Origin of the sequence: Arthrobacter sp. GCM10027362 (assembly GCF_042679445.1) — a bacterium.
GTDB lineage: Bacteria > Actinomycetota > Actinomycetes > Actinomycetales > Micrococcaceae > Crystallibacter.
On sequence record NZ_JBHTML010000119.1, the window covers coordinates 1 to 13114 of the forward strand.

A 13114-nucleotide genomic window follows, 5' to 3' on the forward strand; every position below is an offset into this window, starting at 1 on the left:
TGGCCACCGCCGTCGTCGTCCCGCAACACCGGTAGCGGCCGGGCCCGGCAGTTCCGGCCCGCGCCCGCGGCGGGGCGCCGGCCGGACCGTCCGGGATCCGGGCGTGCGAAGCACACGGCACCGGCTGTGAGCGTTACGCTGGAGCGGTGAGCCTGAGAATTTATGACACCGCCGCCGCCGAGGTCCGCACCTTCGTCCCGCTGCAGCCGGGCAAAGTCGGCCTGTACTACTGCGGGGCCACGGTGCAGGGGGATCCGCATGTGGGCCACATCCGTTCCGGCATCGCCTTCGACCAGCTGACCCGGTGGCTGCGCTACAGCGGCTACGACGTCACCGTGGTGCGCAATGTGACGGATATTGACGACAAGATCCTGGCCAAGTCCGCGGCGTCCTACGAACCGTTCGACCCGGCGGATCCGGACGCGCCGGTCATCCCGAACGAGCCGTGGTGGGCGCTGGCCTACCGCTACGAGCAGGTCTTCCAGCGCGCGTACGACCTGCTCGGCGTGCAGCGGCCCACCTACGAGCCCCGTGCCACCGGCCACATCACCGAGATGCACCAGCTGATCCAGCTGCTGATCGACCGCGGCCACGCCTACCCGGCGCCGGACGGTTCGGGGGACGTCTACTTTGACGTGCGCTCCTGGGACAAGTACGGCAGCCTGACCCGGCAGAACATCGAGGACATGCAGGCCGCCCCGGACGTGGAGCCGGAGTTCGCCGGCCGCAAGAAGGATCCGCGCGACTTCGCGCTGTGGAAGGGCTACAAGGCAGGCGAGCCGGAGACGGCGGCCTGGCCCAGCCCGTGGGGGGCCGGCCGGCCCGGCTGGCACGTGGAATGCTCGGCGATGGTCACCAGGTACCTGGGCACCGAGTTCGACATCCACGGCGGCGGGCTGGACCTGCGCTTCCCGCACCACGAGAACGAGGTGGCGCAGTCCCAGGCCGCCGGCCACGGGTTCGCCAACTTCTGGATGCACAACGGCATGGTCACCTTCGAAGGCGAGAAAATGTCCAAGTCGGTGGGCAACATCGTCACGCCGGCCGAGATGCTGCAGGTGGCCAAGCCGCTGGTGGTGCGCTACTACCTGGGCCAGGCGCACTACCGCTCCGCGCTGGACTACAACCCGGGCTCGCTGGCCGAGGCCGCCGCCGCCGTCGAACGCATCGAGGGGTTCATGCAGCGGGCGCTGAAGTTCGTCTCCGGCGGACAGGACCTGGCGGCCGGGAAGGTGCCCGGGGCCTTCCGCGACGCCATGGACGATGACCTGAACGTGCCGCAGGCGCTGGCGGCTGTCCACGAGGCCGTCCGCCGCGGCAACACCGCCCTGAGCGCCCAGGACAAGGACGCGGCGGCCGAGGCGCTGGGCGAGGTCTGGGCGATGACCGACGTGCTGTTCATCAACCCGCTGGACGAGCAGTGGGGCACGGGGGGCGCCTCGGAAGCGGAGTACCGGGCCCTGGACACCCTGGTCCGCGCACAGCTTGAGGAACGCCGGGCGGCCCGCGAGGCCAGGGACTGGGCCCGCGCCGATGCCATCCGCGATACCCTTGCCGAGGCGGGCATCCTGGTCGAGGATACCGCCGACGGTGCGGCCTGGAGCCTCGGGGCCGGTAAACTCTAGGCATCCAAGTGTTTCCGCACCGGCTACCGCCGGCGGAAACTGCATCCACCCTCCTGACCGAAGGTTGCAACCATGGCCAATAAAGGACGCCCGGGCGCCATCCGCAAGAAGAAGAAGGGCCCCACCGCGGGCACCGGCGGCCACGGGCGCAAGGCCTTGGAAGGCAAGGGCCCCACGCCGAAGGCCGAGGACCGCGTCTACCACAAGGCCTACCGTGCCAAGCAGCTGGCCGAGCGTTCCGCGGCCAAGCGCCAGGGCACGGCCCAGCGGCCCGCTGCGCGCGGGCGCCGCTCCGCCGACGAGGTGGTGACCGGGCGCAACTCCGTGGTGGAGGCGCTGCGCGCCGGCGTGCCCGCCAAGGCGCTGCACGTTGGCGTCCGGATCGAAATGGATGACCGGGTCAAGGAATCGCTGAAGCTCGCGGCCGAGCGCGGCATCCCCGTGATGGAAACGCACAAGCCGGAGTTGGACCGGATGACCGGAGACGCGGTGCACCAGGGCCTGGTCCTGCAGATCCCGCCGTACGAGTACGCCGATGCCCTGGAGCTGGCCGAAGAGACGGTGGCCAAGTGGAAGAAGGGCTACATCCGCAACGCCCCGCTCCTGGTGGCGCTGGACGGCATCACCGACCCGCGGAACCTGGGCGCCATCATCCGTTCGGTCTCCGCCTTCAGCGGCCACGGCGTGATCGTGCCCGAACGCCGCACCGTGGGCATGACGGCGTCGGCCTGGAAGACCAGCGCCGGTGCCGCGGTGCGCGTGCCGGTGGCCCGGGCGGCCAACCTGAACAACGCGCTGAAGGCCTTCAAGGAAATGGGCATCTTCGTGCTCGGCCTCGACGCCGGCGGGGACGTGTCCCTGCCCGGACTGCAGCTGGCCGCGGAACCGATCTGCATCGTGGTCGGCTCCGAGGGCAAGGGCCTGTCCCGGCTGGTGCGCGAGAACTGCGACCAGATCGTCTCGATCCCGATCGACTCGGCGATGGAATCGCTGAATGCCTCGATGGCCGTGGGCATCAGCCTGTACGAAGTCTCCCGGCAGCGCGCCGCCCGGTAGGGGCCGGACAACAGGAACAGGCAGCCATATTGGTCCATCCCAATTCGCGCATCCAGTCCCGGTCCAGCGTACGTCCGGCCCGCCCTTCGCGGCACTTCCCCCTCGGCGCCAGCCCCGCACCGCAGGACCAGGGGGCGGCCGGCGGCAGTGCCAACGTTGCCGTCTTTGCCCCGGATATCCGGGCCATGGACGTCCATTTCCAGGATTCCTCGGGCCGCTGGGAGGCCGTGCTGCTGCATGGGCACACGGACGGGGTGCACCACGGCATCGTGGACGGCCTGCGGGAAGGCTGCCGCTACGCCTTCTGGCCCCACGGGGCCGTGCTGCCCGACGGCGGCGCGGGGCAGCTGCTGCTGGACCCGTACGGCCGCGGCGTCGAGGACGACGACGGCATCTACTATTCGGTTTGCGTCGGCCAGGATTTCGACTGGGAGGCCGACACCCCGCCGCGCACCGCCTGGCGGGACACCGTGGTGTACGAGTGCCATGTCAAGGGCCAGACCATGCTGCACCCGGGGATCCCGGCCGAACTGCGGGGCACCTACGCCGGCCTGGCCCACCCGGTGATGCTGGACTACCTGGCCAGCCTGGGCGTCACCGCCGTGCAGCTGCTGCCGGTGCACTTCCACATTGACGAACCCCACCTGCAGGAACTGGGCCTGTCCAACTACTGGGGCTACAACACGCTGGGATTTTTCGCACCGCATGCGGGCTACGCCACCGCCGCGGCCCGGGCCGCGGGCGCCAAGGCCGTGCAGGATGAGTTCAAGACCATGGTCGGCCGGCTGCACGCCGCCGGCCTGGAGGTCATCCTCGACGTGGTGTACAACCACACCGCCGAGGGGGGAGCGGACCAGCCGGCCCTGTCCTTCCGGGGCCTGGCCGACGAGGTCTACTACCGGCACGATGCCAACGGCTACTACGTGGACACCACCGGCTGCGGCAACACCCTGGACTTCAGCGAGCCGCGGGTGGTCCAGCTGGCACTGGATTCGCTGCGGCACTGGGTGCGGGAATACCACATCGACGGCTTCCGCTTCGACCTGGCCGTGTCGCTGTGCCGGGACGGCCACGGCAACTTCAACCCCAGCCATCCCTTCCTGGTCGCGGTCGGCGCCGACCGCGCGCTGGCCGGGGTCAAGCTCATCGCCGAACCGTGGGACCTGGGACCGGGGGGCTGGCAGACCGGCAGATTCCCGCCCGGCTGGGCGGACTGGAACGACCGTTTCCGGGACAGCGTCCGGGACTTCTGGCTCGCGGACCGGCACCCGCTGAACCACGGGCGGCCGCGCGGCTCCGTGGCGCGGCTGGCGAACGCGATCTCCGGTTCGGCGGACCTGTTCGCGCCCTCCGGCCGCAGCTCGCTGGCCTCGCTGAACTTCGTCACCGCCCATGACGGGTTCACCCTGGCCGACCTCACCGCCTACGACCGCAAGCACAACGAGGACAACGGGGAGGAAAACCGGGACGGCGCCAACGACAACCGCAGTTACAATCACGGCGTGGAGGGGCCGACCGGGGACAGCAGGATCCTGGATGCCCGGGCGCACTCGGCCCGCACGCTGATGGCCACCCTGCTGCTGTCCATGGGCGTGCCGATGATCACCGCCGGGGACGAGATCGGCAGGAGCCAGCACGGAAACAACAACGCCTACTGCCAGGACAACCGGCTGGCCTGGACCAACTGGGTGCTGGACGACCGCCAGGAGCAGATGCTCAAGACCACGCGCCGGCTGATCAAGCTGCGCAAGTCCTTCCTGGGCCACCAGCCGTACAGCTACCCTGCCCGTACCGACGACGCCTACCTGCTGTGGTTCAATGAGCGCGGCGAACCGATGTCGCTGCGCGAGTGGGAGGATCCGCACACCCGGCTGGTCCAGGTGCTGCTGGGATCGCCCGGTGGCGCCAACGACGGCCTGCTGGTCTTCAACGGCTCGGACGGGAACCGCAAGGTCACCCTGCCGACGGCGCAGCGGCGTGCCGGGACCGGGCCGGGCGCCGAGCGGGAAATGTTCGAGCTGCTGTTCACCTCGTCCGAGATGGGCGACCGCCGCCGCGGAGCGAAGATCCGCGGCGGCGAGCACGAAATGGTCGGTGCCTGGTCCGTCGCCGCCTACAAGATCTGATCCGAGCGCCTAGGGTGGGACGCGACCTCCCGGCGTGCCGCGTCAGCGGCACGCCGGGAGCTCCCCAATCCCTAGCCGGCGTTGGCGACCAGGCCGAGTTCGGCATCCGTGGCCAGGTGCTGGTGCCGCGGCAGGACCCGGACCGTGTAGCCGAACGAACCGGAATGGTCGATTGTTACCGCGCCGGAAAAGAGGAAGCGGCCGTCCCCGAGATCCTCTTCGAGCTCGAGCTCGCAGAGCGAGATCTGGTCCAGTTCGTCGTTCTCGGCCACCTGGCCGTGCACCGCCTGCACGGCCACATCCTCCGGCGTCAGCTCGGCCAGGCGCACGTAGGCATTGATCCGCACCCTGTCGCCGATCTGGGGCTCGTCCGTGACATCCAGCGAGTCGACATGTTCGACCACGACTTCCGGCCAGGACTGGCGCACGCGTGCGGTCCAGGCCGCCAGCTCCCGGGCCGCCTTGAAGTGCTCGGCCCGCGCCGTGCGCCCGGAGGCGGAAGCGGGCCGGTACAGCCGCTCCACGTAGTCGCGCACCATGCGCTCGGCGGACACCGCCGGACCGAGGGTGGCCAGGGTGTGCTTGATCATGGCGATCCACTGATGCGGGACCGGGTCCGGGGAGGGCGCGGAGGGACCGGCCGCGCCGGCGGCATCGGACTGCTCGCTGCCGTAGAACCGCGGTGCCACGTGGTGCTCGAGCAGGTCGTACAGCGCCGCCGCCTCGATGTTGTCCCGCTCGTCCGGGGTCACGTTGGCACTGGCGGACGGAATCGCCCAGCCGTTGTCGCCGTCGTACATCTCGTCCCACCAGCCGTCCAGCACGGACAGGTTCAGCCCGCCGTTGATGGCGGCCTTCATGCCCGAGGTGCCGCAGGCCTCCAGCGGACGCAGCGGGTTGTTCAGCCAGACATCGCAGCCGGGGAACAAGGTCCTGGCCATGGCGATGTCGTAGTTGGGCAGGAACACGATCCGGTGCCGCACCTCCGGATCGTCGGTGAAGCGCACCAGGTCCTGGATCATGCGCTTGCCCTGCTCGTCCGCCGGATGGGACTTGCCGGCGATCACCAGCTGGATGGGGCGCTCCGGATGCAGCAGCAGGGCCTTGAGCCGGGCCGGATCCCGCAGCATCAGGGTCAGCCGCTTGTAAGTCGGTACGCGGCGGGCAAAGCCGATGGTGAGCACGTCCGGATCCAGGACGGAGGCGGTCCAGGCCAGTTCGGCGTCGCTGGCGCCACGCTTCATCCACGATGCCTTCAGCCGGCGCCTGACATCCTCGATCAGGTTGCTGCGCAGCTGCCGCCGCAGGCCCCAGATCTCGGCGTCGCCGACCTCGTAGACCTTGTCCCAGCGCCGGGCCTCCACGGTTTCCCTGCCGAGCTTTTCGCGGGCCAGTTCGGCGATGCGGTGGTCGACCCAGGTCGGCACGTGCACGCCGTTGGTCACCGAGGTGATGGGCACCTCTTCCGTGTCGAAGCCCGGCCACAGGCCGGAGAACATGCCGCGGGAGACCACCCCGTGCAGCTTGGCGACGCCGTTGGCCCGCTGGGCCAGCCGCAGGCCCATGACGGCCATGTTGAACTTGGTCGGGTCCCCGCCTTCGTAGCTCTCCTCGCCCAGGGCCAGCACCTGGTCGGTGGGCACGTCCGGGGCCAGCCCGGCCCGGAAGAAATGGGCCACCTGCAGCACGTCGAAGCGGTCGATGCCCGCCGGGACCGGGGTGTGGGTGGTGAACACCGTGTTGGCCCGGCCCGCGGCGAGCGCCTCGTTCCAGCTCAGGCCCGCGCTCATCAGTTCCTGGATCCGCTCGATGCCCAGGAAGCCGGCATGGCCCTCGTTGGTATGGAAGACCTCCGGCCGCGGCGCACCGGTGAGCCGTTCGAAGATGCGCAGCGCCTTGACCCCGCCCATGCCCAGCAGCAGTTCCTGCTGCAGGCGGTGGTCCCCGCCGCCGCCGTAGAGCCGGTCCGTGATGGCGCGGGCGGCCTCGTCGTTGCCGGGGACGTTGGAATCGAGCAGCAGCAGCGGCACGCGGCCGACGTCGGCGCGCCAGATGCGGGCCAGCAGCTTGCGCCCGTTGGGCAGCGGCAGCACGATCTGGGCCGGGCTGCCGTCCTCCTCGCGCAGCAGCGTCAGGGGCAGGTCGTCCGGATCCAGCACCGGATAGGTTTCCTGCTGCCAGGCGTCGCGGCTGAGCGACTGCTTGAAGTAGCCGGCGGCGTAGAGCAGGCCGACGCCGACCAGCGGCACGCCCAGGTCCGAGGCCGCCTTGAGATGGTCCCCGGCCAGGATGCCCAGGCCGCCGGAGTACTGGGGCAGCACGGCGGAGATGCCGTATTCGGGGGAGAAGTAGGCGACGGACTGCGGCGCATCCGGGCCCAGGGACTGGTACCAGCGGTCCTCGCTCAAGTACCGCTCAAGGTCCGCGTCCAGGGCGCGGACCTGCTTGACCAGCGTGGCGTCGGCAGCCAGGTTCTGGAGCCGTTCGCGCGTGAAGGAGCCCAGCAGCGCCACCGGGTCCCGGTGCAGTTCCTGCCAGGCCGCGGGGTCCAGGCTTTCGAACAGCTGCTGGGTGGGGCGGTGCCAGGACCAGCGCAAATTGCGGGCCAGCCGGGCAAGGGGTGCGATGCTCGGCGGAAGTACAGTGCGGACGGTGAATCTGCGAATCGCCTTCATTGGGCCTACGCTAGCGCAGATCATGCACGGACGCGTTTCCGCCACGTAAACGCCCGAGGAATCCCGGACAGGAACGTGCCGGTCCTTCGCAATCGGCGTTGTTTCTCGCTAACGTCTACCGTGTGACCACATTCACCACAGATACTGCTGCCGGTTTTAGGGACGATTCGCTGGGCACCGCCGACACCGGGCCGGGAACGGCGCCTGCGGGATCGGGGCTGCGTTTTGGCCGCATCCCGATCACGGAGGTCGCGCCCGTGGTGGAAGGCGGGATGTTTCCGGCCAAGGCCGTTCCGGGGGAGGACATCGAGGTGGCGGCCACCGTTTTCCGGGAGGGCCACGACCTGCTTGGCGTCACCGCCGTGCTTTTCGATCCGGACGGCCGGTTCGTCCAGCGCGCCCGGCTGGCCCCGGCGGGCCAGGGGACGGACCGCTGGGCCGGAACGCTGCGCCCGACCTATCCCGGTTCCTGGTCGTTTGCCATCGAAGGCTGGGCGGACCTGTACGCCACCTGGCTGCACAACGCCGAGGTGAAGATCGCCGCCGGGGTGGACGTGGAACTGATGCTGGCCGAAGGCTCCCAGCTGTTCACGAGGGCCGCCGGACAGCAGGGCCGTCCCGGCCCGAATGCCCAGGTGCTCCGGCAGGCTGCCGCCCTGCTGGCCGATGCCGACCGGCCGGTGGCCGAACGCCTCGAGGCCGGGTCCGAGCCGGCGGTGCAGGCGGCCGTGGACGAACACCCCATCCGCGGGCTGGTCACCGTCTCCAGGTCCTACCCGCTGCTGGTCCAGCGCGACCGCGCGGGGCGCGGCGCCTGGTACGAGTTCTTCCCGCGCTCGGAGGGCGCGGTTTTCGACCCGCAGAGCCGCACCTGGACCTCGGGCACCTTCGCGACGGCGGCCAAGCGCCTGCCCGCGGTCGCCGCCATGGGCTTCGACGTGATTTACCTGCCGCCGATCCACCCGATCGGCCGGACCAACCGCAAGGGACGGAACAACACCCTGGTGGCCGGTCCCGGGGACCCCGGCTCGCCGTGGGCGATCGGCGCGGCCGAGGGCGGACACGACGCGATCCACCCGGACCTGGGCGGCTTCGAGGACTTCGACGCCTTCGTTGCCGCGGCGGCCGAGGCGGGCCTGGAAGTGGCGCTGGACCTGGCGCTGCAGGCGTCCCCGGACCACCCCTGGGCCACCGAACACCCCGAGTGGTTCACCACCCGGGTGGACGGCAGCATCGCCTATGCGGAAAACCCGCCGAAGAAATACCAGGACATCTACCCGCTGAACTTCGACAACGACCCGCAGGGCCTGTCGATGGAGATCCTGCGGATCGTGAAGCTGTGGATCAGCCACGGCGTGAAGATCTTCCGCGTGGACAACCCGCACACCAAGCCGGTCTGGTTCTGGGAATGGCTGATCGGCGAGGTCAACCGGGAGTACCCGGAGGTGGTCTTCCTGGCCGAGGCGTTCACCCGCCCGGCCATGATGCACGCCCTGGGCCGGGCCGGCTTCCAGCAGTCCTACAGCTACTTCACCTGGCGTAACACCAAGGAGGAGCTGGCCGAGTACTTTACCGAGGTCAGCCATGAGACCCCGGCCTTCTTCCGGCCGAACTTCTTCGTGAACACCCCGGACATCCTCACCGAGTACCTGCAGTACGGCGGCCCGGCGGCCTTCAAGGTCCGCGCCGTGCTGGCCGCCACCGCGAGCCCGCTGTGGGGCGTCTATGCCGGCTACGAGCTGTACGAGCACGTGGCGCGCCCGGGGGCCGAAGAATACATCGACAATGAAAAGTACGAGTACAAACACCGCGACTTCGCCAAGGCGGAGGCAGAAGGCCGCTCGCTGGCGCCCTACCTCACCCGGCTGAACCAGATCCGCCGCGACCACCCGGCACTGGGCGACCTGCAGAACCTGTCCGTCCTGGCCACGACGGACAACGCCACCCTGGCCTACGCCAAGCACAAGGAGAACCTGGATGCGGCAGGACGCAAGGACACCATCGTCGTCGTCGTCAACCTGGACCCGCACCACGTCCGCGAAGGCATGGTCGACCTGGACCCGGCGGCGCTGGGGCTGGAGCCGGAGGACCTGAACGAGGACGGCACCTTCTGGGTGGACGACCTGATCTCCGGCGAGAGCTGGCGATGGGGAGAGCGCAACTACGTCCGCCTGGACCCGCGTGCAGAGCCTGCCCACGTGCTGCACGTGCGCAGGAGCCGCTAGTGGCAGGTCCTTTCCGACTGAGTGCTCCGGGCCTTTCCCACGATCCGCAATGGTACCGCAAGGCCGTCTTCTACGAAGTGCTGGTGCGGGGCTTTGCGGACGCCAACGGGGACGGTTCCGGGGACTTTTCCGGATTGATCGAGAAGCTGGACTACCTGCAATGGCTGGGGATCGACTGCCTCTGGCTGCCGCCCTTCTTCAAGTCCCCGCTGCGCGACGGCGGCTACGACGTGTCCGACTACTATGACGTGCTGGACGAGTTCGGCACCATCCCCGACTTCAAGCGGCTGGTTGCGGAGGCCCACGCCCGCGGCGTGCGGGTGGTCATCGACCTGCCGCTGAACCACACCTCGGACCAGCACGCCTGGTTCCAGGCGTCCCGGACCGATCCGGAGGGCCCCTACGGGGACTTCTATGTCTGGAGCGACACGGACGAGAAGTACCAGGGAGCCCGCATCATCTTCGTGGACACGGAGGACTCCAACTGGAGCTTCGACCCGATCCGGCGCCAGTTCTTCTGGCACCGCTTCTTCAGCCACCAGCCGGACCTGAACTTCGAAAACCCCCGGGTCATCGAGGCGGTCTTCGATGTGGTCCGGTTCTGGCTGGACCAGGGCATCGACGGCTTCCGGGCCGACGCGGTCCCCTACCTCTTCGAGGAAGAGGGCACCAACTGCGAGAACCTGCCGGCCACCCACAGGTTCCTGCAGAAGCTGCGCGCCCTGGTGGACGCCGAATACCCCAACCGCGTCATCATCGCCGAGGCCAACCAGATGCCGCACGAAGTGGTGGAGTATTTCGGCCAGCACACCGAGGACGGGGACATCCTGCCGGAGTGCCACATGGCCTTCCACTTCCCGATCATGCCGCGGCTGTACTACGCGCTGCGGGACCAGAAGGCTGCGCCGATCATCCGGACCATGGCCGAGACGCCCGAGATTCCCGCCGGGGCCCAGTGGGCCATCTTCCTGCGCAACCACGACGAGCTGACCCTCGAGATGGTCACCACCGAAGAGCGCGAGGCCATGTTCGGCTGGTACGCGCCGGACTCCCGGATGCGCGTGAACATCGGCATCCGCCGCCGGCTGGCGCCGCTGCTGGACAACTCCCGGGCCGAGCTGGAGCTGATCCACGCGCTGCTGCTGTCGCTGCCGGGCAGCCCGTTCCTCTACTACGGGGACGAAATCGGCATGGGGGACAATATCTGGCTCGAGGACCGCGACGCTTCCCGCACCCCCATGCAGTGGAACCCGGACCGCAACGCCGGCTTTTCCACGGCGGACCCGGGCAAGCTGTACCGGCCGGTGGTCCAGTCCCTGGTGTACCACTACAACTACGTGAACGTGGAAGCCCAGCTGGCCCATTCGACCTCGCTGCTGCACTGGCTCCGGCAGATGCTCGACGTCCGGCGCACCCATCCGGCCTTCGGCCTCGGACGCTACCGCAACGTCCCGGTGGAAGCCGAAGCCGTGCTGGCATTCCTGCGCGAACTGCCCCAGGACAATCCGGAAGGGGAGCAGGACGAGACCCTGCTCTGCGTCTTCAATTTCTCCCAGCATCCGGCGGCCGCGACCCTGCGGTTGCCCGAATATGCCGGCAGGGGCCTGCGGGACCTCTTCGGCGGCAGCCCGTTCCCCTGGTTGGACGGCGCCGGCCAGGTCACCTTGACCCTGGGCAGCCACGACTTCTACTGGCTGCGGCTGCGTTCGGCGCAGTCGAGCCCGTCCTCGCCGGTGACCTCTGCCCTTCCCCTCATCCACGCCGACCCGCGACCGGAGGTTGCAGCCGATGCCTGATGTCACACCGCCCCTGCCCCAGATGCTTCTTGACTGGCTGCCGCGCCAGCGCTGGTTCCCGGCCAAAGGCCAGGACGTGGTGCTGCGCCGGCTCGGGGGGATCCGGCTGCCCGACCCCGGCGGGAAGACCGCGCTGGCGGTGCATATTGTGGCGGTCCACACCGGGAAGCAGGCCTACGTGGTCAACGTTCCGGTCAGCCTCCGGGACACACCCCTGGAGGGGGCGGAGCAGGGGCTGATCGGGGAGCTCAACGCCGGTGGCGACGGTGCGTCCCGGCGCTGGCTGTACGACGGCGCCTACGACCCGCTCTTCGTGGCCGCCTGGCTGGAAATGATGCGCAGCGGCACCGGCACGCGCAACGGGCTTTGCCGCGGACACGCCGGATCAGGGTTCGAGCGCTGGCCCCGCTTCGACGAACCGCTGAAGACCAAGGTCCTGGCCGGGGAACAGTCCAACACCTCCGTGGTGGTGGAGACCGGCAGGACGCCCCTGATCGTGAAGTTCTTCCGTGTGCTGGAAGCCGGGGCGAACCCGGACGTGGAGATCGGCGCCCGGCTCAGCGAACTGGACTCGGCGGATGTGCCCGCCACCTACGGCTGGGTGACCGGCGGCTGGCTGACCCCGGGCCAGGCCGACGACGACGGGGCGGATCCGCTGTGGGATACCGGGCACCTGAGCGTGCTGCGCGAATTCATCCCGGACAGCGAGGACGCCTGGCGCACCGCGTCCTCGGCCGCCGTGGCGAACGAGGACTTCACCGCCCAGGCGCGCGGACTCGGGGCCGTGACCGGGCGGATCCACCGCCAGCTGCGCCAGGCCTTCGGCAGCCGCAGCGCAACACGGGAGGAGCTGGCCGCCCTCGTGGACGACCTGGCGGACCGGATCCGGTGGGGCTGGGCCCAGGCCGGCGCCGTCGTCGGACCGCTGGATGAAGCAATCGAGGACGTGCTGAAGCGGCTGGCGGAACTGCCGCAGGCGGCGGAGCGGCCCGAACTGCAGCGCATCCACGCGGATTACCATCTGGGCCAGGTGCTGCATTCGAAGGACCGGGGCTGGGTGGTGCTGGACTTCGAGGGCGAGCCGCTGCGCCCGCTGGACAGCCGCGGCACGGACGACGTCGCCCTGCGCGACGTGGTGGGCATGCTGCGATCCTTCGACTATGCCGCCGGAGTGGCCCTGCTGGCCGCCCGGGAGGACCGGAAGGACGGCGCCGAGGCGGCAGCCGCAGAGTGGGCCGCTGCCACGAAGGCCGCCTTCATCGACGGCTATGAGGCCGAAACCGGCAGCACCGTGGACACCTCCGCACCGCTGTTTGTCGGCCTGTGGCTGGACAAGGCCCTGTACGAAGTCGTGTACGAACAACGCAACCGCCCGCAGTGGGTGGAGGTACCCGTCCAGGCCGTCAGGCACGAGCTGGAACGGATCAGTCAGACCACCACAGACGAGGAGCAAGACGTGGAAGCCAGGACCGGACCCAAACCGAATCCTTCCGGGAAGAACGGTCCCGCCGGCAAGAACGCCGGCGCCAGGCCGGAGCCTGCCGCCGGTTCCCCGGCCGGCCTCGAACCGGTATCCGGCGCGGTCCCCGGCAGCGCGCCGGCCGCCGTCGT

General features: G+C 69.5%; 6 protein-coding genes and 1 pseudogene. 6 read left to right on the forward strand and 1 reads right to left on the reverse strand.

What is annotated here, in order from left to right; genetic code table 11:
• Window positions 1-146: 146 nt before the first annotated feature.
• The 3 genes from cysS (at window position 147) to glgX (ending at window position 4807) form a co-directional block, all read left to right on the forward strand.
• Window positions 147-1625 carry a cysteine--tRNA ligase gene (gene cysS, locus ACFQ36_RS15385; RefSeq protein WP_377015088.1) on the forward strand — a complete coding sequence of 493 codons (1479 nt, stop codon included), beginning with the start codon at window positions 147-149 and terminating at the stop codon, window positions 1623-1625.
• 72 nt (window positions 1626-1697) lie between these two features.
• Window positions 1698-2681: a 23S rRNA (guanosine(2251)-2'-O)-methyltransferase RlmB gene (rlmB, locus tag ACFQ36_RS15390; RefSeq protein ID WP_377015090.1), complete on the forward strand. Its 984-nt coding sequence runs from the start codon at window positions 1698-1700 to the stop codon at window positions 2679-2681.
• Between the two features lie 29 nt (window positions 2682-2710).
• On the forward strand, window positions 2711-4807 hold the full coding sequence (glgX, locus tag ACFQ36_RS15395; protein ID WP_377015092.1) for a glycogen debranching protein GlgX: 2097 nt from the start codon (window positions 2711-2713) through the stop codon (window positions 4805-4807).
• A gap of 71 nt (window positions 4808-4878) precedes the next feature.
• Here the strand turns inward: glgX and glgP are convergent, their stop codons facing one another.
• Complete coding sequence (gene glgP, locus ACFQ36_RS15400) at window positions 4879-7482, reverse strand: alpha-glucan family phosphorylase (protein ID WP_377015094.1); 2604 nt, start codon at window positions 7480-7482, stop codon at window positions 4879-4881.
• Between the two features lie 170 nt (window positions 7483-7652).
• Between glgP and ACFQ36_RS15405 the strand changes: the two genes are divergently transcribed.
• The 3 genes and pseudogenes from ACFQ36_RS15405 to ACFQ36_RS15415 form a co-directional block, all read left to right on the forward strand.
• Window positions 7653-9707, forward strand: coding sequence for an alpha-1,4-glucan--maltose-1-phosphate maltosyltransferase (locus ACFQ36_RS15405; RefSeq protein WP_377015098.1), 2055 nt, complete (start codon window positions 7653-7655; stop codon window positions 9705-9707).
• Complete coding sequence (gene treS / locus ACFQ36_RS15410; protein ID WP_377015096.1) at window positions 9707-11503, forward strand: maltose alpha-D-glucosyltransferase; 1797 nt, start codon at window positions 9707-9709, stop codon at window positions 11501-11503. Before ACFQ36_RS15405 ends, treS begins: the two co-directional genes overlap by 1 nt.
• Window positions 11496-13114: pseudogene (locus ACFQ36_RS15415) on the forward strand (1,4-alpha-glucan branching enzyme); the annotation flags it as partial. The gene treS and the pseudogene ACFQ36_RS15415, both read left to right, overlap by 8 nt.